Source organism: Stenotrophomonas sp. SAU14A_NAIMI4_5, assembly GCF_003086795.1.
Classification (GTDB): Bacteria; Pseudomonadota; Gammaproteobacteria; order Xanthomonadales; family Xanthomonadaceae; genus Stenotrophomonas.
Window position 1 is genome coordinate 4,267,216 of sequence record NZ_CP026003.1, and the last position, 26,369, is coordinate 4,293,584.

General features: G+C 64.3%; 20 protein-coding genes and 1 tRNA gene. 12 read left to right on the forward strand and 9 right to left on the reverse strand.

Annotation, left to right across the window (positions count from 1 at the left end; translation table 11 throughout):
- Nucleotides 1-13 precede the first annotated feature (13 nt).
- The gene (locus C1925_RS19520) at nt 14-682 is read left to right on the forward strand and encodes a VOC family protein (protein ID WP_108770337.1); all 669 of its coding nucleotides are present in this window, start codon (nt 14-16) and stop codon (nt 680-682) included.
- Between the two features lie 81 nt (nt 683-763).
- Here C1925_RS19520 and C1925_RS19525 read toward each other — a convergent pair whose 3' ends face one another.
- From C1925_RS19525 to C1925_RS19535, 3 genes are all read right to left on the reverse strand, one after another.
- Entirely contained in the window at nt 764-2,149 is a 1,386-nt protein-coding gene (locus C1925_RS19525) for a TPM domain-containing protein (RefSeq protein WP_159097577.1), read from the reverse strand.
- A gap of 22 nt (nt 2,150-2,171) precedes the next feature.
- Nucleotides 2,172-3,992 (reverse strand): M3 family metallopeptidase, encoded by a 1,821-nt coding sequence (locus tag C1925_RS19530; RefSeq protein WP_254051448.1) that lies wholly within the window; start codon nt 3,990-3,992, stop codon nt 2,172-2,174.
- 92 nt (nt 3,993-4,084) lie between these two features.
- Nucleotides 4,085-4,606: a hypothetical protein gene (locus C1925_RS19535; RefSeq protein WP_108770340.1), complete on the reverse strand. Its 522-nt coding sequence runs from the start codon at nt 4,604-4,606 to the stop codon at nt 4,085-4,087.
- A gap of 155 nt (nt 4,607-4,761) precedes the next feature.
- Here C1925_RS19535 and C1925_RS19540 point away from each other — a divergent pair, with 155 nt between their 5' ends.
- The 3 genes from C1925_RS19540 to C1925_RS19545 all read left to right on the forward strand — a co-directional run bounded on the left by C1925_RS19540 (nt 4,762) and on the right by C1925_RS19545 (nt 7,592).
- Nucleotides 4,762-5,385 (forward strand): YiiX/YebB-like N1pC/P60 family cysteine hydrolase, encoded by a 624-nt coding sequence (locus C1925_RS19540; RefSeq protein ID WP_108770341.1) that lies wholly within the window; start codon nt 4,762-4,764, stop codon nt 5,383-5,385.
- 86 nt (nt 5,386-5,471) lie between these two features.
- On the forward strand, nt 5,472-5,690 hold the full coding sequence (locus tag C1925_RS21245) for a hypothetical protein (RefSeq protein ID WP_216821982.1): 219 nt from the start codon (nt 5,472-5,474) through the stop codon (nt 5,688-5,690).
- A 240-nt stretch (nt 5,691-5,930) separates the two neighbouring features.
- The gene (locus C1925_RS19545) at nt 5,931-7,592 is read left to right on the forward strand and encodes an AMP-binding protein (RefSeq protein WP_108770342.1); all 1,662 of its coding nucleotides are present in this window, start codon (nt 5,931-5,933) and stop codon (nt 7,590-7,592) included.
- A 90-nt stretch (nt 7,593-7,682) separates the two neighbouring features.
- On the opposite strand, the gene C1925_RS19550 is transcribed toward C1925_RS19545, so the two are convergent.
- The 3 genes from C1925_RS19550 to C1925_RS19560 all read right to left on the reverse strand — a co-directional run bounded on the left by C1925_RS19550 (nt 7,683) and on the right by C1925_RS19560 (nt 12,539).
- Nucleotides 7,683-9,113, reverse strand: coding sequence for a TIGR00366 family protein (locus tag C1925_RS19550; protein WP_174213522.1), 1,431 nt, complete (start codon nt 9,111-9,113; stop codon nt 7,683-7,685).
- A 199-nt stretch (nt 9,114-9,312) separates the two neighbouring features.
- On the reverse strand, nt 9,313-10,206 hold the full coding sequence (gene ubiA, locus C1925_RS19555) for a 4-hydroxybenzoate octaprenyltransferase (RefSeq protein WP_108770344.1): 894 nt from the start codon (nt 10,204-10,206) through the stop codon (nt 9,313-9,315).
- A gap of 107 nt (nt 10,207-10,313) precedes the next feature.
- Nucleotides 10,314-12,539, reverse strand: coding sequence for a polysaccharide biosynthesis tyrosine autokinase (locus C1925_RS19560; protein ID WP_108770345.1), 2,226 nt, complete (start codon nt 12,537-12,539; stop codon nt 10,314-10,316).
- Between the two features lie 597 nt (nt 12,540-13,136).
- On the opposite strand from C1925_RS19560, the gene C1925_RS19565 reads away from it, so the two are divergent.
- The 8 genes from C1925_RS19565 (at nt 13,137) to C1925_RS19600 (ending at nt 21,016) form a co-directional block, all read left to right on the forward strand.
- Entirely contained in the window at nt 13,137-14,303 is a 1,167-nt protein-coding gene (locus C1925_RS19565; protein WP_108770346.1) for a nucleotide sugar dehydrogenase, read from the forward strand.
- 63 nt (nt 14,304-14,366) lie between these two features.
- On the forward strand, nt 14,367-14,888 hold the full coding sequence (locus C1925_RS19570; RefSeq protein WP_108770347.1) for a serine acetyltransferase: 522 nt from the start codon (nt 14,367-14,369) through the stop codon (nt 14,886-14,888).
- Nucleotides 14,889-14,890: 2 nt separating this feature from the next.
- Nucleotides 14,891-16,333 carry a hypothetical protein gene (locus tag C1925_RS19575; protein ID WP_159097578.1) on the forward strand — a complete coding sequence of 481 codons (1,443 nt, stop codon included), beginning with the start codon at nt 14,891-14,893 and terminating at the stop codon, nt 16,331-16,333.
- A gap of 9 nt (nt 16,334-16,342) precedes the next feature.
- A complete protein-coding gene (locus tag C1925_RS19580; protein ID WP_159097579.1) occupies nt 16,343-17,647 on the forward strand; it encodes a hypothetical protein in 1,305 nt (434 codons plus the stop codon).
- Nucleotides 17,644-18,720 (forward strand): acyltransferase, encoded by a 1,077-nt coding sequence (locus C1925_RS19585; RefSeq protein WP_108770350.1) that lies wholly within the window; start codon nt 17,644-17,646, stop codon nt 18,718-18,720. The genes C1925_RS19580 and C1925_RS19585 overlap by 4 nt, the downstream gene beginning before the upstream one ends.
- 10 nt (nt 18,721-18,730) lie before the next feature.
- Complete coding sequence (locus C1925_RS19590; protein WP_159097580.1) at nt 18,731-19,771, forward strand: glycosyltransferase family 4 protein; 1,041 nt, start codon at nt 18,731-18,733, stop codon at nt 19,769-19,771.
- Nucleotides 19,768-20,865, forward strand: a complete 1,098-nt coding sequence (locus C1925_RS19595) for a DUF1972 domain-containing protein (protein WP_108770352.1) — start codon at nt 19,768-19,770, stop codon at nt 20,863-20,865. The genes C1925_RS19590 and C1925_RS19595 overlap by 4 nt, the downstream gene beginning before the upstream one ends.
- A 74-nt stretch (nt 20,866-20,939) precedes the next feature.
- Nucleotides 20,940-21,016 (forward strand) — tRNA-Arg (locus tag C1925_RS19600).
- Between the two features lie 106 nt (nt 21,017-21,122).
- On the opposite strand, the gene C1925_RS19605 is transcribed toward C1925_RS19600, so the two are convergent.
- From C1925_RS19605 to C1925_RS19615, 3 genes are all read right to left on the reverse strand, one after another.
- Nucleotides 21,123-21,818, reverse strand: coding sequence for a DKNYY domain-containing protein (locus C1925_RS19605; RefSeq protein WP_108770353.1), 696 nt, complete (start codon nt 21,816-21,818; stop codon nt 21,123-21,125).
- A gap of 98 nt (nt 21,819-21,916) precedes the next feature.
- Entirely contained in the window at nt 21,917-23,272 is a 1,356-nt protein-coding gene (locus tag C1925_RS19610) for a Gfo/Idh/MocA family oxidoreductase (protein ID WP_108770354.1), read from the reverse strand.
- Nucleotides 23,273-23,337: 65 nt separating this feature from the next.
- A complete protein-coding gene (locus C1925_RS19615; RefSeq protein ID WP_108770355.1) occupies nt 23,338-26,313 on the reverse strand; it encodes a TonB-dependent receptor in 2,976 nt (991 codons plus the stop codon).
- Between the last annotated feature and the right edge of the window lie 56 nt (nt 26,314-26,369).

Consider the following 26,369-nt stretch of genomic DNA (forward strand, 5'->3'; position numbering starts at 1 on the left):
AGGAGACCGCATCATGCGCCTGCTACACCTCACCCTGCCGGTGTCCGATGTGGGCACGGTCGCCGCTTGGTTCCACGACGTGATGCAGCTGCGCGTGGTCGGCAACCACGTGCACATCGGCTGGAGCACGATCGAACTGCAAGAGGCCAACGGACAGCCGCTGGGCGGCGTGCACCTGGCCTTCAACGTGCCTGACAACCGCTTCAACGAGGCCATGACATGGCTGCGCGAACGCGTGCTACTGCAGCGCAATCCCGAGGGCATCGACTACTTCGCGCTGGAGAGCAACTGGCAGTCGCAGTCGGTGTACTTCACCGGGCCGGATGGATTGATCCTCGAGCTGATCGGCCGCAAGCGTCTGCCGGCCAGTACGCATAGCGGCGCGTTCCACGGCAGTGAGCTGACCTGCCTGAGTGAAGTGGGCCTGCCGAGTGCGGACGTGGATGCGGTGCGTGAGGAGGCCAGCGCGCGTTTCGGATTGCAGCCGCTCAGCCCGCCCTCATCGCATTTCGCGCCGATGGGCGATGACGAAGGTCTGTTGATCGTGGTGGCCGCGGATCGTCGCTGGTTCCCCGAGCAGAAGGACCTGCCCAACGCACAGGGCCTGCTGCTGCGCGTGGGTGATGTGCAGGGCAGCGGCGAGCTGGCCGATGCCGCACAGGGGTGGCGGGTGGTCGCGTAAATTCGCGGTCCACGGTAGCGCCGGGCCATGCCCGGCGGACACTGTCCCGGCGCGGAGAGGCGTGTCAACCAAGGTTGACACCTACCAACTGCCGGACGCGCCCCCACCGCCACTGCTGCCACCGCCGCCGGACCAGCTGGACGACGACGAGGACGACGAAGAGCTCGACGAGGAGGACGAGGAGCGCGAGCTGCCGCCCGAACCGCCACCTCCACCGCCGCCGCCGCCGCCCTTGGACATCAACAGGATCCAGCCGACGTACGCCGCAAACCCTGCCACCGACGACAGGAAGATGCCGGCATCGGAATCGCGTGTCGCGTCGACGATCCACAGCCCCGCCAACCCGGCCACGATGAGGAACAACAGCAGCCGCACCGCGAACTCGACACGGCTGCGCTGCCAGCAATCACGCGCAACGATGCAGGGCAGCATGACCAGGAACGTGAGCACGCCCAGCGCAATGTAAGCCGCCACGTGGATGACCAGGCCGGGGAACACGCCGGGCGTGAGCTGCAGGGTCAACGCCAGCACCGCGCTGATGGCCAGCATGGCAAACAGCGTGCGGCGGGTGCCGCGGCTGCGCCGCCAACTGCGCCCACAGCCCCAGAAGACGGGCACGAAGAACGTCAACAGCATGCCCATGCCGAGCGCCGCGCGCGGCTGGAAGATCGCCGTCAACAGCATGCCCACGATGATCACGCCCAGCCACTCCAGCGGTGCGCGCCACCAGCGGCGCGGCTTGGGGCCATCGCCCACCGCTGCGTCCGCGGCCTTTGCAGCGGCTTTCCGGCGCTTCTTGCGCGGCCCACCCGGCCGCCGCAGCGGGGGCGGGTCCATCATCCGCGGTGATCGCCACAGACCGACGAAGAACGCCAGCAGCGCGGTACTGAACACCACCGTATCGAAGTTGCCCCAGGCGATGTCCAACGGATTGTTGCTGGGCGGCGGTGGCAGCGGCTCGCCATCGATGAGCTGGACCAGCTGCGCGCTGCCGTCGATCACGCCCTGGTCGATATCACCGTCGCGGAAGCGCGGCAGGATCGTTTCTTCGATGATGCGCTTGGCATACGCATCGGGAATGGCGCCTTCCAGGCCATAGCCCGGCTGGATGCGCACATGCCGGTCCTGCACGGCCACCAGCAGCAGCACGCCATCGTCCACGCCCTTGCGCCCCAGCTGCCACTGGTCGTACACGCGCTGGGCATAGGCTTCGATGCTCTCATCACCGGTGCTGCCCACCACCAGCACCTGCAGCTGCGCGCCGCCGCTGCGTTCGAACAGCGCGCGCGACTGCTGCTGCAGGCGGTCGGTGGTGCTGGCCGAAAGTACGCCGGTGACATCGACCACCGGCGAATCCAGCACGGGGATCCGGGTCTGGGCGATGGCCAGCAGGGGCACTGCCAACAGCAGCATCGCGCACCACAGGTAGGCCAGCAGGTGCCGGTGCATGTGTTGCGGTCGTGCCATCACCTTCTCCATCGTTGTTCCTTCAGCCGCCCTGCCCGGCTTCGATCTGCGCATGCAGCGCCTGCAGGCGCGCCACCTGGGCGTCGAACACCTGCAGGTTCGCATCCACCAGCGCCGACCAGTCCGGTACGTGGCCCAGCAGCTGCGCCACCTGTTCCTGCGGCGCGCGGTCGAAGCCTTCGGACAACACGGCCAGATAGCGCTGGCGGAAGCCCTGCGGATCCTGCTGCTCCTGCACGTACAGCTGCACGGCGACGAGGCCGGCGAACAGGTAGTTGGCCAGGTACAGCGGATCGTCGTACATCAGCCGCTTGGTTTCCCAGGTGGCGCCCAGCGCGGGGTAGCGCTCGGCCATCATCCCGTAGCCGGACAGCACCTTCAGGGTCAGCGCATCGAGATCATCGGCAGTGCCGAGCGTGCCAGCGGCCACGCCCTGGTAGATCGACTGCTCCAGCTGCGCCTCCTCGGAGGCGATGAACAGCTGCAGCACGATGTCATCCAGCAGCGACGTGAGGTAATAGGCCTTGGCACGTGGGTCCTGCGCCTGCTGGTACAGCTGGTCGCGGAATTCCAGCTCGTTGAAGATGGCGTAGGCCTCGTTCAACCACGAGGTACCGTTGCGATAGAACGCCGACACGTTCCCGCGCTCCATCCATTGCCCATGCACGGCATGCCCGGCCTCATGCACGACCTCGACGTCGCTTTCCAGCGTGCCACCGCGCTGGCCGACGAACAGCAGGGAGGGCACGCCGGGGGCTGCGACCGGGAAGGCATCGGCGCTACGCGGACCCAGCGTCGGGGCCATGTCCATGCGCCGCTGCGCCGGGTCGAGCAGTGCGCGTACTTCACCGGCATACGCTGGTCCCAGCCCGCGCATCGCATCGGTGGCGGTATCGCGCACCTGCTCAAGGGTGAGGACCGGCGGTACGAAGCCTGCATCGGGCAGGCTGAGATCCCAGATCTGCGGGTCGGCCATGCCCATATGCTCGGCATGCCGCAAAAGCTCGTGCTGGTAGGCACGGCGCTGCGGAGCATGGCGCTGCACGGCGGCCAGGGTTGCCTGCACCGCGTCCGGGTCCAGGCCCATGCGGCGGTAACTGTGCTCAGGGGCACTGCCGTCCCCCTGCAGTTGCGAGGCGCGATCGTTGACCTGCACCAGCGCCAGCAGCGTGCTGGCCATGGCCTCACGCTGCGATGCCACGCCCTGCCAGTAGCCCTTCCAGCCAGCCTCGCGCAGCGCACGGTCCGGGTGTCGTGACAGCGCCGTGCTGTCCTTGCGGCTGTCCAGCAGCCCGCCGTTGCTGGGGAATGACGGATAGCTGGCGTGTTGCAGCAGCTGCCGCTGCAGGCGTGCGAATGCATCCAGGGCCGGGCTGGCCACCTCGTCCACGGCATCTTCCACGCCTGCAGCAGGCGGCGTCGTGGAGATACCGGTGTTGCCCAGCGCGCGCGTGCGCAGCCAGGCGTACGGCGCCACCCAGCGCGCATCGGCCGGTGCATCGACCAGCGCCTTGCGCGCGATGCCGGCGGCGTCATCGCACACATCCGCGACGGCGCGCTGCGCCTGCACCGGGCGGGAGTCACGTGCATTGCGGGCGGCCTGCAGGTGCAGGTAGGCGCGATGGCGCTGGCATTCGCCGAGCAGGCGCTCGGCCTGCTGTACGCGCGTCGCGGGGTCCGTCGGGCCGGCATCGCGCAGTGTGGCGACGGCAGCAGAGAGCCTGGTGCGTGCCGCCTGCTCGGCCGCCGCATCGGCGAACCAGCTGCGGTCGTCGGCGTGCAGCGTCTGCGCGCTGAGCGTGCCGGTGGCGAGCAGCAGCACGCTGGCGGTGATCGATCGCATCCTGCGGGTGTTCATGACAACGTCCTTTGTAGAGTCGAGCCATGCTCGACTGGCTTCATCCGCAGTCGAGCAGGCTCGACTCTACGGCAGGGTCAGATCGATTCGTCTTCACGCTTGACCAGCTGCCAGCACGGTCTGCGGGCGAAGGTGTAGGTCTGCTGGTCGCTGGTGTCGGGGGTGCGCATCTGCACCTGCATCTGGCCATCGGCCAGGGCGGTGACCTGCATTTCGCGGCCGCGGCCCTTCAGCGTGGCCGGGTCCGGCATCACCGGCCACTCGACCTCGGCCAGCGCGACGGTGCGCTCAACCGTGGCCGGCTCGGGCTCGGCGCCGGCATCGATGTAGCTGTCCAGCAGCGGATCGGCCGTGGCCGCTTCCTGCAGGGCGATCTCATGACCGAAGTGCGCGAGGAAATCCTCGAAGACCGGATGGGGGCACTGCGTGCCGGCGTCGGCCGGGGCCGCAACCGGCGCGGCCGGGGCACTGGCAGTGGCGGCCGTGCTGGTCGAGGCCGGCGCCGCAGCTTCGGCCGGTGCGGCCTGTGGCGCGGGCTTGCAGGCCGACAGCGCCAGCCCGAAGGCAAGTGCCAGGGCGGCGTAGTGAAGCTGGTTCAAGGGATCCTCCTGATTCCGGGTCGGTCGCGCGGGTGCCTGGCGCGGGGCAGGCAAGCATAGCCACGGTCGGGTTAACTGCGCTTCCACATCCGTGGCCCGGAACCGCCGCGGGCCGCGGGGTAGACTAGCCCGCTCCCGCCTGCCCCTGGTTTCCCATGCGCACCTTCCTGCTGGTCATCGGCCTGCTGCTCTCCCCTTTCTCGACCGCGCTCGCCGCAGGCGTGCAGGTGCGCGAGGGCGACCTGCTGTTCGTCACCGCCGGGCACAGCGGCCTGAGTGCGGCCATCGACGATGCCACCGCCACGCAGGGCGCGACCAGCTTCGACCACGTGGCCCTGGTGGCTGCCGGTGCGCACGGCTGGCAGGTACTGCATGCCGATGAAAAGGGCTCGCGGCAGCAGACGCTGGTGGACTTCCAGCGCGACGCGCGCGGCAAGCAGCGGCAGATCGTCCTGTACCGGCTGCGTGCGGCGCCGGCCGGTGCGATCACCGATGCGGTTGCCAAGGCACGCACGATGCTGGGCAAGCCGTACAACACGGCTTACGTGTTGAACGAGGACAGCTACTACTGCTCGGATTTCATCGAGCGTGCCTTCCGTGCGCATCACGTGTTCGCGCTGCAGCCGATGAACTTCCGCAACCCGCAGACCGGGGAAATCTCCCAGCATTGGGTGGACCTGTACCGTGGCATGGGCATGGACGTGCCGCAGGGCCTGCCCGGCACCAACCCCAACGACATGGCCGCCAGCGCGGTGCTGGAACGGGTCGGCGTGCTCTAAACCGGCGTGCTGTAAAAGCGAAGCCCCGCACGAGGCGGGGCTTCAGTGTTCAGACCTGGGAGGAGCCAGGATCATTCTTCTTCGTCGTGGCTGCCCTGCTGCTGGTTGCGCTTCTGCTGCTGGTCCTGCTGCTGTTGCTGCTGCTGGTCACGACCGCGACCCTGCTGCTGATCCTGCTGGTTCTGCTGACCCTGCTGGTTCTGCTGACCTTTCTGGTTCTGCTGGTTCTGCTGTGCCATGTCCGTGTCTCCGAAGCCACGCGCGGAATGCGGTGGACGGGGCCATCGTCTGCAGCCGAAGGTTAACCATGCGTTGCAACCCAGCTAGGCTGGCGTGCACGCGCCCGCGAAAACACCGCGCGCCCCTTGCCGCACAAGCCCCTGAAGGATTCATGCGGCGAATGCATGTGCTCATGCCCGCACGGCAACACCCGCATTCAGCGGCCTTGGCCCGTGTGACGCGCGCATGACGGCCTCATCCCAAGGTCCCATTTGCAGCCGCGCGCGGCACCGCTATGGTCAGGCGGACACCCGCCGGAGACGCGCATGGCCCCGCAGACCGCAGTACGCCCTTCCTACGATGAAGCCCGCGACCGCTTCGATATCTCGCAGTGGCAGGCCCGATTCCAGGGGCGCCTGGACGAGGGCCTCAATGCCTGCGTGGAGTGCTGCGACCGCTACTGCGGAAGTGATCGGCTGGCCCTGCGCTGGATCGACGCACAGGGTGCGCTGCACCTGTACACCTTCGATGAGCTGCGCGATGCCGCCGCCCGCGCCGCACAGGTGCTGCGTGCCGCCGGCGTCGGCCCCGGCGATGTGGTGGCCGGCCTGCTGCCGCGCACGCCCGACCTGCTGGCCACCATCCTCGGCACCTGGCGCCTGGGCGCGGTCTACCAGCCGCTGTTCACCGCGTTCGGCCCCAAGGCCATCGAAAGCCGCCTGAAGACCGGCCACACCCGGCTGGTGGTGACCGACAGTGCGCACCGCGGCAAGCTGGACGAACTGGATGCCTGCCCGCAGGTGGCCACCGTACTGACACCCGGCCAGGCACTGCGCGACGGGGACATCGACTGGCGCGCCGCCACCGCGGCCGCAGCGCCCACGCTGGAGCCCGTGCTGCTGCCGGGCGATGCGCTGATGGCCCTGCTCTCGACCTCCGGCACCACCGGCAGCCCCAAGGGCGTGCCCGTGCCGCTGCGCGCGATGATGGCCTTCGCCAGCTACATGGAACTGGCCGTGGACCTGCGCGCCGACGATGTGTTCTGGAACATCGCCGATCCAGGCTGGGCCTACGGCCTGTACTACGCGGTGATCGGCCCGCTGATGCTTGGCCATGCCACCACCTTCAGCGAAGCCGGCTTCAGCGTGCACGGCCTGAACACGATCATCGGCCAGCTGGGGGTGACCAACCTGGCCGGTTCGCCCACTGCATACCGGCAGATCATTGCTGCCGGCCCCGCCGCCAGTGCCGGCATCAAGGGCCAGCTGCGCGTGGTCAGCAGCGCCGGCGAACCGCTGAACCCGGAAATCGCCCGCTGGTTTGCCGAGCACCTGCAGACCACGGTGCTGGACCACTACGGGCAGACCGAGACCGGCATGGTGGTCAACAACCACCACGCGCTGGCCCACAGCGTGCGTCCCGGGTCGTCGGGCTTTGCGATGCCCGGCTACCGCGTGGCGGTGCTGGACGACCAGGGCAACGAGCTGCCACCGCGCACGCCCGGCATCCTCGCGGTGGACCTGAAGCAGTCACCGATCATGTGGTTCACCGGCTACTACCAGGCGGAGACGCCGGCCATCGCCGATGGCTACTACCGCACCGGCGATTCGGTGGAATGCGAGGACGACGGCTCGATCAGCTTCATCGGCCGCTCCGATGACCTCATCACTTCCTCCGGCTACCGCATCGGCCCGTTCGACGTGGAGAGCGCGCTGATGGAGCATCCGTCCGTGGCCGAGGTGGCGGTGATCGGCGTGCCCGACCCGGAGCGGACCGAGATCGTCAAAGCCTTCGTGATCCTGCGCGACGGGTTCGAGGGCAGCGACGCGCTGGCGCACGAACTGCAGCAGCACGTTCGCCATCGGCTTTCCGCGCATGCCTACCCGCGCCAGGTGGAGTTCGTGGTGGCGGTGCCGAAGACGCCCAGCGGCAAGGTGCAGCGGTTTTTGCTGCGCAAGGCGGAGATCGAGAAGCAGGCGGCAGGCTGAGGGTTTCCTGTCGTAGAGTCGAGCTTGCTCGACTGCTTTGGCGTGGCCGCGCGAAGCAGTCGAGCAAGCTCGACTCTACAGGGCGATCCCCTACGGCATCACCGGCGGCACATAGGTCAGGGTCATGCCCAGCAGCCACAGCAGGCCCAGCACCAGCGGGATATGCACCAGCAGCTGGATGAAGGTGAAGCCGACGATGTCGCGGGCCTTCAGGCCCAGCACGCCCAGCAGCGGCAGCATCCAGAACGGGTTGATCAGGTTCGGCAGCGCCTCGGCCGCGTTGTAGACCTGCACCGCCCAGCCCAGGTGTGCCTTCAGTTCGTTGGCGGCCTGCATCACGTACGGCGCTTCGATGATCCACTTGCCGCCACCGGACGGCACGAAGAAGCCCAGCACCGCCGAGTAGACGCCCATCACCAGGGCGAAGGTATCGGTGCTGGCCACGTGCACGAACAGGCTGGACAGGCGATGCGCCAGGGTCTGCCCGTCGCCGCCGGCGGCATGGGTGAGGATCATCGCGATGCCGCCGTACAGCGGGAACTGGATCAGCACGCCGGTGGTGCTGGGCACCGCCTTGGCCACCGCGTTGAGGAAGCTGCGCGGCCGCCAGTGCAGCAGCAGGCCCAGCGAGATGAACAGGAAGTTGTAGGTATTGAGGTTGGCGATGGCGGTGACCACCGGCTTGTTGGCGAACTCGTTGAACAGCCAGCCGAACGCCAGCAGCGAGAGCAGCACGGTCAGCAGCGGGCTGTATTCCAGCCATTCGCCTGGGCGCGTGCGCTGCTGCAGCGGCTCGGGCTCGGCCTGTGCGGCACCAGGGAAATCCTCGGCGGTGCGCGCACTGCCCGCAGCCGGCGCGGTCAGCCAGGCGATCAGCAGCGACACCAGGATCAGCACCGCGGTCAGCGCGATCGACTGCCACAGGAAAATGGTTTCGGTGAAGGGCAGCACGCCGGTGATTTCCACCAGGCCGGGCGGCATGCTGGCCGGGTTGGCCTGCAGCTGCGCGGCCGAGGAGCTCAGGCCCATCGCCCACACCGCGCCCAGGCCCAGGTAGGCCGAGGCACCGGCGGCGCGGTAATCCATGCGCAGTTCGGCGCGGCGGGCCAGTGCGCGCACCAGCAGGCCGCCGAACACCAGCGAGAAGCCCCAGCTGAGCAGCGAGGCCAGCATGCTGACCAGGCCGACGTAGACCACGGCGCCGCGGCCGGTGCGCGGCACCCGCGCAAGGAAATCGATGAAGCGCGCCACCACCGGCGCGGTGGCCAGCGCGTAGCCGCCGATGACCACGAAGGCCATCTGCATGGTGAAGGGGATCAGGCTCCAGAAGCCGTCGCCGAAGGCGCTGGCCGTGGCCTGCGGGGTCGAGCCGAAGCCCATCGCCGCCACCGCGACGATGACCACGCCCAGCACCGCGAAGACGTACGCGTCGGGGAACCACTTTTCCGCCCAGGCGGCCGAGCGCAGCGCTGCGCGCGCCATCCAGCCGTCCTGTACTGCTGCCGCTGCTGACGAGGCCATCGCCTACCCTCCCAGGTTCGATGGACCGATTCTGGGCGGTGAGGTGCGGGCTGTCAGCCACCTATTGGTCGTAGAGTCGAGCTTGCTCGACTGCTCTGGCTTGGCCGCGCGGATCAGTCGAGCAAGCTCGACTCTACCGGCACCCCAAGATGGGGTCAGAGCCCTTTCCCGGTGGGAAAGGGATCCGACCCCACGCTTCTCAGCGCAGCGCCAGGTCCACTGCGATGCCCGCAAACAGCGCCGCGCCCACCCAGTTGTTGTGCAGGAAGGCCTTGAAGCACGGGCCGCGCTCGCGGTTGCGGCAGATCCAGAATTCGTACACCACCAGCACTGCGGCCACGGCCACGCCGGCCAGGTAGTACCCGCCGAGCCCGCCGCGCACGCCCACCAGGGCCATCGTGGCCAGGAACAGCGCGTACAGCACGCCCTGGATGACCAGGTCCAGCTCGCCGAACAGGATGGCGGTGGAATGCGAGCCCATCTTCAGGTCGTCCTCGCGGTCGACCATGGCGTACCAGGTGTCATACGCGGTGGACCACAGGATGTTGCCCGCATACAGCAGCCACGCCAGCATCGGCACCTCGCCCTGCACGGCGGCGAAGGCCATCGGGATGCCCCAGCCGAAGGACATGCCCAGGTACACCTGCGGCAGGTGGGTGTAGCGCTTCAGGTAGGGGTAGCTGGCGGCCAGGAACACGCCGATGAAGCTCAGGGCGATGGTCAGCCAGTTCAGGGTCAGCACCAGCCCGAAGGCCACCAGCATCAGCACGGCAAACAGCGCCAGCGCCGCGCGGCCGCTGATCGCGCCGGTTGCCAGCGGGCGCGACCTGGTGCGCTCCACGTGCGGGTCCAGCCAGCGGTCGGCGTAATCGTTGATGACGCAGCCTGCAGAGCGGGTGAGCCAGACGCCGGCGGTGAACACGAACAGCGTCCACAGCGGCGGCAGGCCGCCGGTGGCCAGCCACAGCGCCCACCAGGTGGGCCACAGCAGCAGCAGGGTGCCGATCGGGCGATCGGCGCGCATCAGGGACCAGTAGTGACGCCAGCGCGGCGTCGGCGCCGGATGCGGCGCGGAAAGGGGGGTGTCAGCCATGGCGATAGGATACTCCTGCGCTGGAGGGTCGGCGGCGCGGGCCTCGAAAAGACAAGGCCCGATGCGCCTGCGCGCACCGGGCCCCGGTGTCCTGCCCTGCGAAAAGATCAGGCCTTTTCGTCGGACTTGTACTCGTAGTAACCGTAGCTGTAATAGCCCGTGGCACGCTTCTCGACCGCGTTGAAGATCGCACCCTTGATCTGCACGCCGTTCTGCTCGAAGCGCTGCAGCGTCAGCTCGATTTCCTTGGACTGGTTCACGCCGAAACGGGTGACCAGCAGGCTCGAGCCAGCGTGGGTGGCGACCAGCGCCGGATCGGTCACGGCCAGGATCGGCGGCGTATCGACGATCACCAGGTCGTACTTGCCGGACATGTCCTGCAGCAGCTGCGCGAAGCGCGGGTGCATCAGCAGCTCGGCCGGGTTCGGCGGAATGTCACCACGCACCATGTAGTGCATGTTGTCCAAGCCGGACACCGGATGGATCACGTCGTCGACGCTGAGCTTGCCGCCCAGCACGTCCGACAGGCCCTTCTGGTGCGACACACCCAGGATCTTGTGCAGCGTGCCCTTGCGCATGTCGGCGTCGATGACCAGCACGCGCTGGCCCGCCTGCGCGATGACCGCGGCCAGGTTGGTGGACACGAAGGTCTTGCCCACGCCCGGGCGCGGGCCCGAGATGGTCAGGATGTTGTTCTTCGCTTCCAGCATGGCGAAGTGCAGGCTGGTACGCAGGCTGCGCAGCGCTTCCACGGTCGGATCGGCCGGGGCGGTCACCGCCAGCAGGTGCTGGCGACCGTCGGCCACCACGCGCGTACCGTGCTTGCCCTTGCGCAGCTTGGGCAGCGTGTTGGACACGCTGAGCGGGATCGCGGCGTAGACCGGCAGGCCCAGGGCCTCGATGTCCGCCGGATCTTCGATGCCCGGGTTGAGCATGCGCTGGAGGAGCACCAGCACAATGGCCAAGAACGCGCCCAGCAGGGTTGCAATGCCTACGATCAAAGCCTTGCGCGGCTTGACCGGCTTTGCAATATCGACAACGGCCTGGTCGACGATCCTGACATTGCCCACCGCTCCCGCCCGCGCAACGTCCAGCTGCTGTGCCTGGTTCAACAGTGCGGTGTACAGCTCATTGCTGACCTGAAGGTCGCGCGTAAGACGCAGCAGCTCCTGCTGGGTATCAGGCAACTGGCCAACCTGGCGCTGGAAACCGGCTTTGCGTCCTTCCAAGTCACCGATCTGCTTGAGCAGGGCGCGATACGCCGGGTGCTCGCGAGTGAAGCTGCGATCCATCTCCGCCTGCTTGAGACGCAGCGTCTGGATGCTGGCCTCGACCGCAACTTCCTGTTCCAGAAGCCCCTTGGTCTGCATGGTGATGTCGACCGAATTGGCGCGCGACTGATAGGCCGTCATCGCCTCTTGAGCCTGTTCGACCTGGCGGCGGATGGTTGGCAGCTGATCCTTGACGAACTGCAGCTGTGAGGCTGCTTCGGCAGAGCTGCGATCCACATTCTGGCGCACATAGCCATCGGCCACCCGCTGGACCAGCGACTCGGCCAGCGCGGGGTCGAAACCTTCGTAGCTCAGCTGCAGGATGCCGGAGTCCTTGCCCCTCTCGAATGCCTTGATGTCTTCCTGCAGATCAGCAATGACATCGAGCCGCCGCAGCTTCGTAATGTCGAACCTTGTGCCCGGATTGGCACGCAGGGTGGCAATCTCGATCGTTACGCCTTGGCCGGTAGCCGGCTTGCCGACCTCGCCACGCAGCACCTGCTCCCCGTCCTGGTCAAACAGACTGAAGGTGCCGGGCTTGTCACCAGCCTCCAGCACCAACGTCGTATCGATCAGCGCCGCGGGCACTGCAAGCAGGTGAACGTCCAACGCTTCACCACCCCAACCGTAACGCGTGAGGCCCAGCGGTGCCGGCGCGAGCTCATCAGCGCTCATGGGCTTGAATCTGCGCGCCACGAAGCCGCCGATCAGCGGGAAGCGCTGCGCTTCCACAGTGGTGTCCAACTTCAACTGATCAACGGCCATCCCAACGACAGTCCGCGACGTCAGCAATGCAACTTCCGTGGTGGCGGCAGTGCTCCCCCCTCCGCCCAGCGAAGCGAGGTCCGCCAAACCTGGAATTGAGGGCATCTTGGACTCGACCTGGATCATGGCCTGAGCCTGATAGACCGGCGCCGCGATCAACGCATACGCCGCACTGACGATGAAGAACAGCGCCGTAGCACCGATGATCCACCACTTGCGATCCAGCAACGTCCCCAAGAGCTCCCGCAGATCAACTTCGTCGTCCTTGGCTACGCGTGCATCCGTTTGCTTAGTCATCGCTTCCACTTCATCTCGGGAACCATCGACGTATACGAAGGTTCGTACTGAATCCAAAAACCGTGCGCGTCGCGCAAGCGGCTCCCTGCGTCAGGGGCATTCGATCAAGGTCACTCATCCCCAAGCAAGACGTCCATTGCCGGCAAGCCGCGCGACCTGGGTACAGACAGCCTCCCAGCATACCTCATCTGAATCCGGCTTGCTTCCAGCCCCCGCCAGGGTGGGACAGCCCCCCGGCTTATCCCGAAGCCTGCAATCCCCTGTGCTGCTATCATCGCCGACCCTTTACGGAGCGTGCCATTCCGGCCGCCGGGGCCTGTCAAGCATAACTGTGACCGAGTTCCGGGACCTCAACCACCCCGATCAAGCGAAATTGGCTTCCGGAGGCGACCGCCCAACCTGACCAGCACGCGCCTTGGGCCCAGCGCCGCCCAGATCAACGCAGTGTAGTACGATCAGTAGGTTGGGTAAGCTGCAGCCATCGAGGCAATGGATGCCGTCGGCCAAGACGCGAGGCATCCGCCGCAGGAAGCATGGCCTGAAAGAGTGTGCATTTTTGCCACTTTTTCCAATCAATAATAAATGGAAAACAGATCGATGAAGATTGCCATTGCCGGCACTGGCTACGTAGGGCTGTCCAACGCAATACTGCTTGCCCAGAATCACGAAGTAGTCGCGTTCGACATATCCGCAGAGCGTGTCGATAAAATCAATTCGCGGATTTCGCCGATCGCGGATCCGGAGATCGAGACGTACCTGGCCAACCATCGCCTGGATCTGCGGGCGACTCTGGACGTCAAGGATGCATGCGAAGGCGCCGCATTCGTCGTGATTGCCACGCCCACCGATTACGACCCGTCGACGAACTGCTTTGACATTGAGTCTGTCGAGTCCGTGGTACGAAACGTCGTGGAAATCAACCCGTCTGCGGTGATGATCATCAAGTCGACGGTACCCGTGGGCTGCACGAAGCGACTGAAGGATCTATTCGTCACCGACAACGTAATCTTCTCGCCGGAATTTCTGCGGGAGGGCCGCGCCCTTCATGACAACCTTTATCCAAGCAGGATCATTGTAGGCGAGCGATCCGATCGCGCGGAGCTGTTCGCTGCCCTGTTGGCGGAAGGCGCGATTGCCAAGGACATCCCGGTACTGTTCACCGATTCGAGTGAAGCCGAGGCGATCAAGCTTTTCGCCAACACTTACCTCGCCATGCGTGTCGCCTTCTTCAACGAACTCGATACATACGCCGCTTCGCACGAGTTGAATCCCCGGCAGATCATCGACGGGGTGAGCCTCGATCCGAGAATTGGGAGCCACTATAACAATCCCTCGTTTGGTTACGGCGGCTACTGTCTGCCCAAGGATACGAAGCAGCTGCTGGCAAACTACAGCGACGTTCCGCAGAACCTGATACACGCGATCGTCGAAGCGAACCGGACGCGCAAGGACTTCATCGCCAGCGAAATAATCAAGCGCAACCCTGAGACTGTCGGCATCTATCGCCTCACCATGAAAGCCGGCTCGGACAATTTCCGCTCCTCTGCAATCCAGGGCGTCATGAAGCGGATCAAGGCAAAGGGAATTCGAGTGATTGTCTATGAGCCGTCCCACAAGTCTGAACACTTCTTCCATTCGCCGGTCGTCACCTCTCTGGCTGAGTTCAAGCAGGGTGCCGACATCATCATTGCAAACAGGCTCACAGATGAGCTGACCGATGTAGCCGCAAAAGTTTTCACGCGCGACATCTTTGGCGCAGACTGAACAGCGGCTTCAAACCAAAGCCCGATCTCAGCGTGAAGGCTGTACTCATCAGGCCCCATTTTCATGGCATTCCAGCATTTCAAGCACGACCTGAGGGCCAACCACTGGTCTGGCCCCAAGGCGCTAGTTGCTCCACTGCTTTCGCCAGCAGTCCTTCTGCTCCTCCTGCACCGGACTGCAGCGAGGCTCCGGCGGGTGCCTGTTGTTGGAAAACCGCTCGCTTTGTTGACCTGGCGGCTCAATACCCTATTGACGACATGCCACGTCAATCCCCGCTGCACCATCGGTGGCGGCCTGTTCCTCCCGCACCCAGCGTCAATCGTGATTGGTGAACGCGTGCGTATCGGCAGCAACGTGACCATCTATCAGAGCGTCACGTTGGGAACCTCGGTCCCTGACTCGCTGGCTTATCCAATCGTCGAGGATGGTGTAACGATCTATGCCGGCGCGGTCATCGTCGGCGCCGTCAACATTGGCCGTGGGGCGATCATCGGCGCGAACGCATTCGTCAATACGGACGTCGCAGCAGGCTCTGTGTTTGCGGGCGTTCCTGCCCGTGAAGTTCCTCGCCGCGCGGCACGCTGACTGTGAAAAAGCTGGAAAATCTCCTGTCCATGCTCGCCGTTCCGCTGTCGATGGCACTTGCCATTGCAGCCATGCTGGGCATCCAGCTTCTGGCTCCGCATCTGTTGACGGCTGGCGAGTACGCACGCTTTTCCACGCTGTGGTCCGTTGCGCAGCTGCTGTCGGTTGCACTTTTTGAATGGCTGCGGATTTCAACACTTCGCTTTTCCCATTCCGATGGCAAGCACTTGGTTGCGTATAGCACCCCGCTGAAGCGCGGATACGCTCTGCTCGGATCGGTGACGATAGCCGCGGCGGTTCTGATGCTGCTGCTCAAGCACGCATTCCCCTGGGCGACCTTGGCCTCGGCCTGCCTCTTTTTCGCCGCCGCGAAAGGCTGCTTCGATGGGCAACAGGCCCTCTTCCGTGCGGGAGAACTGAACAGAAGCTACGCGCTGTCGTGGACCGCCAGCGGAGCAGCAGCGCTGCTGTTGTTCACCACTGCTTCCCACTTCTATGGTGAAGCAACGTTGGGCATCGCCGCCCTCGCCCTTGCCTACGCAGCCTCTGCCATTGCATTCTTTCGCGTATCCCATCGCGCCACGCCAAAGCAGGCGGGTGCGCCGGAGAAGACGCTGGCGGAGATCTTCCGATATGGAGCCTATGTTTCCGTATCGTCGATCGTCACGGCTCTGTTTCCCGCCCTGGTAAGAGCGCTTGCCCTGGCATGGGGAAATGAGGCTGACCTGGCGGGAAGCCTGCTGATGATCGATCTTTCACAGCGCGTCCTGCTTTCCGCAGGGACGGTCATCAACATCGTCATCCTGACCAAGGCGATACGCCTGATGGACCGCCAGGATGCCAGCGCCTCTACGCGCACCCAGGTGCTGGGCACCTCCATGCTGCTGCTCCCCTGCATTGCGGGCTTCCTCGCGGTGTATCCGCAGATCGGCGAATTGTTCCCACCGCCAGCATTCAAGGATGCATTCATCGAGTCCGCGCTTCCCGCCACCATTGCGGCCGGCCTGATCGCACTGCGCGTCTACGCTGTTGATCCGCTGTTCGTCATTTCCAAGAAGACGCACCTCGCGATATGGGGCACGATGGTTTCGATCGTCGTCCACGTGGTTACAGCATGGATTCTCCAGGACCGCTGGGGGCCGACTGCGGACGCATTGCTGAACGTTCCCCTATTGGTTTCAGCATGCGCCGGCCTGGCCACATCCGCCGGACTGGCCATGCGCATGGCGGGGATACGGTTTCCGACGGGATCGATTGCATTGCTGTGTGGGTTCTCGATCGCGCTCTATTGCACCACCTCGGTGGTCCAGATGGACAATGCGATCCTCAATCTGATTGCCCGCACCGCGATGGGCAGCATTACTTATGTACTGCTCTTGGTCCTGCTTGGCAGGAATCTGATAGCGCTTCTCAAGCGCGCGCCACTGCCAGCCGCACACGACTAGATGATGCACATGAACGCACCCCAGACCCACACAATCGCCTTGCGTGTCGCACCCGCATGGATCGGCGCCTTCGTGATAGCGAAGGTCCTTTACCTGCTTCTGGTCCAGAATGAGAACAGCCCTACACCGATCGATGAGCTGATGTGCCTGCTGCTCGTCCCCACGATTGCATTGGGCTTGAGCAGGCGCTGGCGTGCACATGCACCGCTGCTGGTTCCGTTCGGAATTTTTTCGATCATCGGCATTGTCTCCGCCCTGCTTTCTCCCTATGGCGGCGTTCCGCAGCCGATGGCCAGCCTGTACGACGCTGCGCTGGAATCCAAGCTACTGATCGTATTCCTCGCGTTCCATATCATTTCCCTGCGATCGACTGCGCATCGGAAGGACCTGTCGCAGATCTGCTGGATTTTCCTGGCATTGGGCCTGGCAAACGCCCCCTTCGTGATCGTCGACCTGTTCTCCAACGGCGTTGGCATACATGGCCAGGCGCTCGTGCCCCGCGTGGGCCTCTTCCAGCCCAACGGCATCTTCTATTCGCATACCGAAAGCGTCTGGGTAATGCTGATTGCGAGTGGCTGCGCTTACTACCTCTTCCTCGAGAGGAAGTCGATCTTCCGCCTGCTCGCACTGGCCTTCATCACGTCATTGGTGGTACTGCACTTCTCCGCCAAGGAGACCATCGCACTGTTCTGTGCGGCAATGTTCATCGTCAATGCCGGCCGCGGATCGGCCATGCGGCTGATGTGGGGCGCGGGCCTGCTCGGCCTGATTGTTGCAGTCTGGAATTTCACGCCTGTTGGTGCAGCCGTATCCGGCCAGCTCTCCTACTACCTCGGCCAAGGTAGTGAGGAAATGGCTCGCACCGCGCTGACGACGACTTCCGTAAAGATTGCGAATGACAGCTTTCCACTTGGCAGTGGCGCCGGTACTTTTGCCAGCGCACCTTCCTACAAGCTGGGCTACAGCGATGTCTATCGCGTGTACGGCCTGGACCGGGTCTATGGCATTTCCCAGGAAACAGGAAACTTCATTACCGACGTCTTCTGGCCAAAGATTCTCGGACAGTCAGGCTACATCGGCTTGATAGCGTACCTGATATTCATTTTCCGCCTTGGCATTCCTGCATTGCGCCGCTACTCCAGCACCCGCTCCCACAGCTCCGCGCTGGCAAGCATGGCCTGGATTGCGGCCGTGATCATTTCACTTGCATCGGTCCCGTTCAACAACGAGTTCTTCCTCATAGCCCTGGCGGTGTTCCTCGCTTTCGCTAGAACCGATACACCCGAATCGATCAACAAGGAGCCGCCCCAATGAAGGGAAGTGAACGACAGGATGGCCTCCAGGCGCTGAGACTGGTCGCTGCGCTTCTGGTAGTCATCACTCATGCAAGTTTCTACACGCACGAACGCCTGAGTAGTGAAATGCCGGTGTGGAGCCCTGGCGCCATCGGCGTGGACATCTTCTTCGTCATCAGTGGCTTCGTCATGATGCTTACTGCAGATGGCTTCATGAATCGCCCCGATGGCTGGAAGGTGTTCGCGGCACGCCGGGTTCTCCGAATCGTGCCGATGTACTGGCTGGCGACATCAATAAAGCTCATTTCGCTGCTGGTTGTACCGAGCGTCGTGCTGCACGCGGAACTGGAGCCGTCCAAGGTAGTGCTCTCGTATCTACTTCTGCCCAGCACAAACGTCGATGGACGCTTCGAACCACTGCTGGGTGTCGGCTGGACGCTCATCTTTGAAATGTTTTTCTACGCCGTGTTTACGCTCGCTCTGGTGTTGCGCACCAACGTGATCGCGTTCGTCGGATCAGTGCTGGGTGTCTGCATTCTGATCTCCGCATTCCGGGAACCGAGCTGGAACGCGGCAACCATGTACTTCAACCCCATCGTTGGCTTCTTTTTCGTGGGCATGGTCTTCGCGTTGATCAAGGACAAGATCGATGCCCGGGTGCTGTTGGCGGCAAGTGTGGTCGGATTGGCCGCCCTGGCCCTGGGCAACATGTTCTTCGGGGTTGAGATCGCCGCGAAGGCGCGTTCAGTCGGTGGCTTCCTCACTGCCAGTTTGATCGTACTGCTGTGCATCGGCGCCGAACCCCTGCTGAAGGGTCGGGTGCCGAAATGGATCCTGTTCCTCGGTGAGGCATCCTACGCACTCTATCTTTTCCACCCATTGATTTCGCCGGCGGTCCCGGAAGTCCTCAAGCGACTCGGCGTCGACGCCCCGGCCTTGTCGGTGATACTGAGTGTGGCCGCTGCACTAGTGGGCGCTTCGATCATCCACGTGGCCATCGAGAAACCTGTCACGCGATGGCTGAGACCCTTCGTTCCCTATGCGGATGGAAATCGCAACAGAGCGGCAGGGATTGGCCTTTCAAAGCATTGAGTACAATGGAATGAGCATCAGAACACTGCATGTTACAAATGCGTATCCGTGCAAGGGGACGCCGGAGTACGGAGTCTTCGTCAAGGAGCAAATCGAATCACTGCCAGAGACAGTGCAGAGTTCGGTTGTGTTCATCAATGGACGGGAAGAAGGAAAGAAGGCTTATTTTTCCGCCATATCTGCGATCCGCGGCAGGATGGGAGAATGTGATGTGGTGCATTGCCATCACGCCTATTCCCTGTTCGTCGCAGCGCTGGCTGGAGTTCCTGGCAGGAAGCCAATCGTCCTCTCCTTCCTCAACGACTGGACGTATGAAGTGAAGGGCCTGCGGGTGGAGTGGATCAAGCAGCTGGCGTGCAAGCTTGCGGTTTCACTGTCGTCGCGGGTCATATTCAAGAGCCCGGTCCCGGCCGAATTGAAAGGCAACAGCAAGGTCCTGAACCTTCCGAACGGCGTTGACTCGGAGTTCTTTCAGATCATGGACAGAGCATCCGCAAAAGCAGAGCTTGGCCTGTCTGCCGATGTCCATTACCTGCTGTTCGTGAGTTCGAAGAACAAGTTCCGGGAGCAGAAGCGCTACGATATTTTCAGCAGTGTTGTTGAGAAGGTCAGACTCGACAATCCGGGCATGAAGATCGAGGAGCTGGTCATGGTCGGACAGGAGAGGCGGAAGGTGCCCCTGATGTTTGCGGCCGCCTCGGTGCATGTACTCACCTCTGACTACGAGGGCTCTCCGAACTCGGTGAAGGAATCACTGTGCTGTGGGACGCCTGTGGTAGCTCGCGATGTGGGCAATGTCAGGGACATGCTTGCCGATGTCCCCGGCTCCGCCGTGGTGGCGGACAGCGATCCCGTGCAGATCGCAAACGCGGTAGCGTCCGTGCTGTCGCAACGTGTGCCAGCGGAGCGAATCCGCGAAGCGTTCCTGGCAACTGGAATAACCCGGACACGGATCGCGCAGCGACTGACCGGGATATATGCCGAACTGGCCGGAAAAAGCCATGAGCTGCAGCCTCCTGGGGATGCAACCATGACGGGAGAAGCGCCATGAGCCGGACGCTTCGGATTCTCGGCATTCGAGGTTTGCCCGCTGCCCACGGTGGCTTCGAGACGTTTGCAGAGTATTTGTCACTTTACCTGGTCGAGCGCGGCTGGAGGGTTGTCGTCTACTGCCAGGAAGACGAAGGCAGCGAAATCTGGGAGGACACGTGGAATGGCATCGAGCGCGTGCACATTCCCGTCTCCAGGCCAGGTCCTGCTGGGACGATCGTGTTTGACTGGAAGTCCATTGCCCATGCGGCGCAGCATCGCGACGCGTGCCTGACACTTGGTTATAACACCGCGGTATTCTGCGCGCGGCTCCGGGCCAGCGGCATTTGCAATGTCATCAATATGGATGGCATTGAGTGGTCACGCGCCAAGTGGGGAGCCATCGCAAAAGTCTGGTTCTGGCTCAACGACTGGGCCGGGTGCTGGCTTGGCAACCATCTGGTTGCCGACCATCCCGAGATCAAGCGGCATCTTTCCAGCCGCACCCGCGAGGCGAAGATCACCACGATCGCTTACGGCGCCGAAAGAGTCGTCGATGCGCCCGCCGCGCCGGTCATTGCGCTGGGACTGCAGCCGCACCGCTACTTGACCTTGATCGCCCGCGCCGAGCCCGAGAACTCCGTTCTGGAAGTGGTCCGTGCATTCTCGCGCAGGCCTAGGGGACTGAAACTGCTGGTACTGGGTAACTATTCCACTGAGCATCCGTACCAGAAGTCCGTTCTGGATGCCGCCAGCGACGAGGTGCTCTTCGCAGGCGCTATTTATGACAAGGAGATCGTGCAGGCACTTCGTTTCCACTGCGCTGCCTATGTACATGGTCACCAGGTGGGAGGAACCAATCCTTCGCTGGTCGAAGCTTTGGGCGCGGGAAATGCCGTCATTGCCCACGACAACCGTTTCAATCGCTGGGTCGCTGGTGAAGGTGCACGCTATTTCGGTACGGAAGATGCCTTTGCCGAGGTGCTGGATGCGATCAGCAAATCTCCTGAGCTGCTGGAGCAGATGAAGCAGTCCAGCCTCCAGCGATTCCAGAACGGCCTGACTTGGCCCAGCATCCTGGCCCAGTACGAGCAGCTGCTGGAGAAGTTCGCCTGAGTAACCTGCGGACGATGCAATTCAGATAGGGATCGCGCATCGTTGAGAAATTTCCGCTACACTGTCCGGCCTGCGCGCCCGTAGCTCAGCCGGATAGAGTAGTGGCTTCCGAAGCCATTGGTCGGGGGTTCGAATCCCTCCGGGCGCGCCATCTTTCCCTGCTCCTGTCTGCCCTTGCAGACCTTGCCTCACAGCAGGATGTTCCCCCAAGCAACACCACGGCTCCCGGAGCTCGGCGGCTCGGCCGCTCGCGCCCGTCACTCAAACCCATGCAGCGCCCGCACCCCGGCATCCTTCTCCACCAGATGCATGGTGAACAACTGCGTCGCATCCCGCGACCAGCTCCCCTCCAGCCAGCGCCACGTCGCCGCGTCCACCCGCGGCAGCTTCCGTTCCAGGTAGTAGACCCGGCTGCCATCACCCGAGAAGCACCCGTCCAGCAGCTGCCAGCGCGCGCGATCCACCCCGGGCAGCGGCTTCCCGTCGCAGTAGACGTTGCTGTCATCAACGGCGTACAGCGGGTCCTCTGCCACCCCCTGCAGCAGGTCGCCACGCAGGCAGTGCTTCATCCGCCGGCCGCAGTACCAGCCGCCCTGGTCATCGGCCCCGTAGCCGCCACCGAGATCGCGGAACGTTGTGCAGTCCGCCCCGGCCAGCGACTTCAGCGAGGTCTCGTACTCGAAGTAGACGGCATGGTCGTCCAGCCAGTATTCGCCACACTGGCGAAAGCTGTCGCGGTCGATGGAGGTCTGCCGGGTCCACGCGTGGTAGACCGCGTGCGCATCGCGCCCGATGAAGAAGTGCGCCGGAATGAACTCGAAGCTCGCTGCATCGGCCTTGCGCAGCAGCCGGCCCTGGTGGAACACCCGGCCCTCGTGGATGCGCCAGAATTCGATGCGGAACGGACCGAGGAAACGCTGGTCCGGCTGGTCGCTGATCTTCTGCCATGCCATGGGCTGGGGCTCCGCCGGTGTTGGGAGCATCAGTGTAGTGCGCGCGGAGACAGCAACGCCGGGCATGGCCCGGCGCTACCGTCAGATCAGGGGGCGGATCAGTACTTGCCGTCGAATGCGAAGATCGGCTTGCGCTGCTTCCACGCGCCGGCGGTGAAATCCGGGAATTCCAGCGTCTGGAAGCTGTTGGCAATCGACTGCTCGGACAGCGGCGTGATCGCGCTCCAGGTCACCGCATCGTAGATGTCGATCGGCATCGGCGCCTTGGCCTTCAGCGCTTCCACGAAGGCGTGGATGACGAACCAGTCCATGCCACCGTGGCCGGCGCTGGCGGCGGTGTCGGCGTTCTGCTTCCACAGCGGGTGTTCGTACTGGTCCTGGTAGGTCTTGAACTCTTCCCACTGGTGCGGCGGGCTGCGGCCTTCGATGTGGATCGAATGGTTCACGTCCATCCACAGGCCCTTGGTGCCCTGCACGCGGAAGCCCAGCGAATACGGACGCGGCAGCGAGGTGTCGTGCTGCAGGATGATGGTCTCGCCGTTCTCGCAGGCCAGGGTGGTGGTGACGATGTCGCCCAGCTTGAACTTCACCTTGGTGCTGGGGTGGGTGGTGCCGCCACTCTTGGCCACCGTGTACTCGTGCAGGCCACGCGCCTTGCTGGCAAATGCATTGATGTGGGTGAAGCGGTTGCCGCGGTTGATGCCGGTGTACATCGCGCACGGGCCGATGCCGTGGCTGGGGTACAGCTCGCCATTGCGCTGCACCGAATGCTCGGTGCGCCAGCGCGCTTCGCTCCAGCCCTTGGGGCCGAACTCCACGCCGCTGTCATAAGGCTGATTGGGATCGCCGGAATTGAACTTCACCTCGCGCAGATCGTGCTGGTAGCCCGCCTGCAGGTGCACCAGCTCGCCGAACAGGCCCTGCCGCACCATCTGCAGCGCGGCCATCACGTCGCGGCGGTAGCAGACGTTTTCCAGCAACATGTACGGCGTGCGCGTTTCCAGCTGGGTCTTCAGCACGTCCCAGTGGTCCTGCAGGGTGATGCCGGCCACTACTTCGCAGCCCACGGCCACGCCGGCCTGCATCGCGGCAATCGCCATCGGCGCGTGGTACTGCCACGGCGTGGCGATGATCACGCCATCGATGCCCTTCTGTTCCAGCAGGCGCTTCCACGCGTTGATGTCGCGGTCCTGGCCATAGGCCTTCGGCGCGGGCTTGCCGGCCTTGGTCACCATTTCCACGCCACGGCCGAGCATGATCGGCTCGATGTCGCACAGCGCGACCACCTCCACGTCGTCCCGGCGCACCAGCTCCTTCAGCAGCACCAGGCCACGCATGCCGGTACCGATCATGGCCAGGCGCACCTTGCGCCCAGCGGCCCAGGCGGGCGTCTGCGGCAACAGGCTGCTGGTGGCGACGGCGGCACTGGCCGCGATGAACTCCCTACGCTTCATGGCAAACACTCTCCTCTTGAAGGTGCGCCGGCCACGACCGGCGCACCAGGGTCACACGAACGGAATCACTTGAACCGGTAGCCGACGGTCACACTGTAGCCGCGGCCGAAGATGGTGGCGTAATCGCTGGAATCGCCCAGGAAGCTGTTCGGATCGTAGAACGGCAGGCGATCGAACAGGTTCTTGACGGTGAAGCTGAGGTTCCAGGCATCATCCGGGCGCCAGGTGACGCTCAGGTTGGCGGTCCACCACGACGGTGCGCCATCGCACTTGCTGGCTTCCAGGGCCAGGAAACCGGCGGTGCAGGTCTCCTTGTTGTTGTCCACTTCGTCCACGCGGTCGCGCGCCCACTTGGTGCCGCCCACGTAGTTGACGAACATGCTGGTGGTCACCTGCTTGTAGGTCCAGTCGGCGTTGAGCGTGGCGCGCAGGCGCGGGTTGTTGTAGTAGCCCACCACGTCGCCGTAGTACCAGCCGCTTTCGTCATCCATGTAGTAGCGGTTGCGGTTGGCGATGGTGGCGGCCAGGCCGACGTTCAGCCCGCCCCATTCACCCAGCGAGAAGCGGCTGCGTGCATCGATGTCGAAGCCGTCGACCAGGGTCTTGCCGCGGTTCTTGTACTGGCCCACCACGCTGGCCACGTTGCCCACGCTGTAGCCGGGCAGCACGGCCGGGCAGCTCACGCCGCTGGCCGGGTCGGCGCACATCGCCGCCAGCTGGGCCAGGTTGGCGCGGTCGGCATCGGTGATCGGCGAGCGCGAGGAGGAGATGATGTCGGTATCGCGGCTGAAGTCCGGCGCGACGATCTCGTTGTTGCGGTAGATGAACCAGTAATCCGCCGACACCGACAGCCAGCTCGCCGGCTCGTAGACAAAGCCCAGGGTCGCGATCTTGGCCTTCTCCGGCTTCAGGTCCTGGTTGGGCTGGGTCATGCGCGCGACGGTGCGGCTGCAGTCGACGTTGGCCAGGCTCTTGCCCAGGTCCACGTCACCGGCACGCTGCGACTGCCGCAGCAGGTCGGCGATGGCGTTGGTCTCGGCGCAGCGCACCTCATCGCGGTAGCCGCCCAGCTGGGCGAACACACCACCACTGCCCGACTCGGCCAGGCTGGGCGCGCGGAAGCCGGTGGAATAGGTACCGCGCAGCATCAGCTGCTTGAAGGCCTGGTACTTGAAGCCGATCTTCGGTGCGACGTTGGCGCTGAAGTTCGGGTACTTGTCCACGCGCAGCGCCGCGTCCAGTTCCAGCTTGTCGGTGATCGGCGCAACGGTTTCGGAGAACAGCGCATAGGTGTTGCGTGCGCCGTCGAACCACGAGCCACCCTGCTGGGTGATCAGGCCGGCGGCAGCATCCGGGTTGCCCGGGGTGTAGAAGGTTTCGCGGCTGGCGTTGAAGCCGAAGGCCGCGCGCATCTCACCGGCAGGCAGCTGGAACAGCGGGCCTTCGATCTTGCCGTCCAGGGTGTGCAGGCGCGTCCAGGACTGGATGTCGAAGGTCGGGAAAGCCTCGCGGATCAGCGCTGCGTTGGCCTCGCTGATCTCGCCGAACTTGTACGCCGGGTGGTCGGAGATGATGACCCGGCCGGTGCCCGGATCCACCGAGTACGGACCGAAGGCCTTCTCGAAGCCCTTCAGGTTGACGTTGATGGTCTGGTAGGTGGTGGAGTGCGTACCGGCGGTAGCGAACGCGGTTTCCCAGTTCCAGTCGCCGACGTTGCCACGCGCGCCGGTCAGCACGCGGTAGCTCTGGTCGGTGTTGCGCTGGCCGAAGTAGTTGGCGCCGGCATCCTGCAGCAGGTACTGCAGGCCGACCACGCCGCCCATCATCGCCTTCAGTTCTGGGCTGGCGTGGTTGTACTCGTTGTTCGGGCCCAGGTACGGGTACAGGAACTGGTTGACCGAGGTGCCGGTATCACGCGAGAACCAGCTGGTCGGGTTGCCGGTGGTGGTGCTGTAGGTGCGCGGCGTGCCGCCATTGGCGCGCAGGTCGATGTCGGTGTAGGTGGCCTCGGCGAAGATCTCGGTGTTGTCGCCCACCAGGAAGGTGCCGTTGAGGTAGGCGGTATTGCGCTCGGATTTGGCGCCGGCATCGATCTCGTTGTTCATCCACGTTTCCCAGACGCAGCTGGGGCCGGCGGCCTGGCCCTGCAGCACGTTCTGGCAGCCCGGCGCGGCTTCCTGCACGCGGCGGCCGGTGACCGGATCGAAGGCGAAGTAGGTGCCCGGGTTGAACTGGCCCGGCTTGCTGCCCACGCCCAGGCGCAGGTTGGTTAGGTAGTTGGGGTTGTTGACGTAGTACTGGCTGGGGCGCTTGTCGTAGAAATCGCTGAGCGGAATCGCGTCGCGGCGGTACATGTTCACCGCGCCATAGACGTTGAAGCGGTTCTCGGTCAGGTCGCCGAAGCCGGCGGTGATGCTGGCCTGGCGCTCGCCGTAGGAGTCAATGCGCGAAGAGGTGTCGTTGGTGAAGTTGATCTCCGCGCCCTGGAAGTTGCGCTTGGTGATCACGTTGATGACGCCGGCCACCGCATCGGTGCCGTACACCGCCGAGGCGCCGTCGGTCAGCACTTCCATGCGTTCGATGGCCGCGGCCGGGATCGCATCGATGTTGACGAACTGGGTCTGGAAGCCTGCCGGTGCGCCGTAGTACGACAGGCGGCGGCCGTTCAACAGCACCAGCGTGCCCTGCGCGCCCAGCCCACGCAGGTTGGCCTGCGAGGCGCCGTCCGAGCCGGTGAACAGCGAACGCGAATCCTGCTGCGCGGGTCGCGCGGCCGGCAGGTTGTCCAGCACCTGCAGCAGCGTGCGCGCACCCATGTTCTGGATGTCCTGCTTGCTGATCACCTGCACCGGCGATGCGGTTTCAACGTCGGTGCGGCGGATGTTGGAGCCGGTGACTTCGATGCGGGCCAGATCGGTGGCGTTGTCCTTGCTGTCCTGGGCGGCAGCAGGCAGGGCGATCGACAGCAGTACGCCGGCGATGGCCAGCGACAGCGGGGCGAAGGAACGACAGGGCGGACGGGGGTGGCGTGCGGGCAACATCGGGGTTCTCTCCTGGCAGGGGTGCGCAGCGGGTGGGCGGCGCGAAAGCGATTGGC

Coding starts and splice junctions, on each gene's coding strand:
- C1925_RS19520 (WP_108770337.1), top strand. CDS start 14: ATGCGCCTGCTACACCTCACCCTGCCGGTGTCCGATGTGGGCACGGTC.
- C1925_RS19525 (WP_159097577.1), bottom strand. CDS start 2,149: ATGGCACGACCGCAACACATGCACCGGCACCTGCTGGCCTACCTGTGG.
- C1925_RS19530 (WP_254051448.1), bottom strand. CDS start 3,992: ATGCGATCGATCACCGCCAGCGTGCTGCTGCTCGCCACCGGCACGCTC.
- C1925_RS19540 (WP_108770341.1), top strand. CDS start 4,762: ATGCGCACCTTCCTGCTGGTCATCGGCCTGCTGCTCTCCCCTTTCTCG.
- C1925_RS19545 (WP_108770342.1), top strand. CDS start 5,931: ATGGCCCCGCAGACCGCAGTACGCCCTTCCTACGATGAAGCCCGCGAC.
- C1925_RS19550 (WP_174213522.1), bottom strand. CDS start 9,113: ATGGCCTCGTCAGCAGCGGCAGCAGTACAGGACGGCTGGATGGCGCGC.
- ubiA (WP_108770344.1), bottom strand. CDS start 10,206: ATGGCTGACACCCCCCTTTCCGCGCCGCATCCGGCGCCGACGCCGCGC.
- C1925_RS19560 (WP_108770345.1), bottom strand. CDS start 12,539: ATGACTAAGCAAACGGATGCACGCGTAGCCAAGGACGACGAAGTTGAT.
- C1925_RS19565 (WP_108770346.1), top strand. CDS start 13,137: ATGAAGATTGCCATTGCCGGCACTGGCTACGTAGGGCTGTCCAACGCA.
- C1925_RS19570 (WP_108770347.1), top strand. CDS start 14,367: ATGGCATTCCAGCATTTCAAGCACGACCTGAGGGCCAACCACTGGTCT.
- C1925_RS19580 (WP_159097579.1), top strand. CDS start 16,343: ATGAACGCACCCCAGACCCACACAATCGCCTTGCGTGTCGCACCCGCA.
- C1925_RS19585 (WP_108770350.1), top strand. CDS start 17,644: ATGAAGGGAAGTGAACGACAGGATGGCCTCCAGGCGCTGAGACTGGTC.
- C1925_RS19590 (WP_159097580.1), top strand. CDS start 18,731: ATGAGCATCAGAACACTGCATGTTACAAATGCGTATCCGTGCAAGGGG.
- C1925_RS19595 (WP_108770352.1), top strand. CDS start 19,768: ATGAGCCGGACGCTTCGGATTCTCGGCATTCGAGGTTTGCCCGCTGCC.
- C1925_RS19605 (WP_108770353.1), bottom strand. CDS start 21,818: ATGGCATGGCAGAAGATCAGCGACCAGCCGGACCAGCGTTTCCTCGGT.
- C1925_RS19610 (WP_108770354.1), bottom strand. CDS start 23,272: ATGAAGCGTAGGGAGTTCATCGCGGCCAGTGCCGCCGTCGCCACCAGC.
- C1925_RS19615 (WP_108770355.1), bottom strand. CDS start 26,313: ATGTTGCCCGCACGCCACCCCCGTCCGCCCTGTCGTTCCTTCGCCCCG.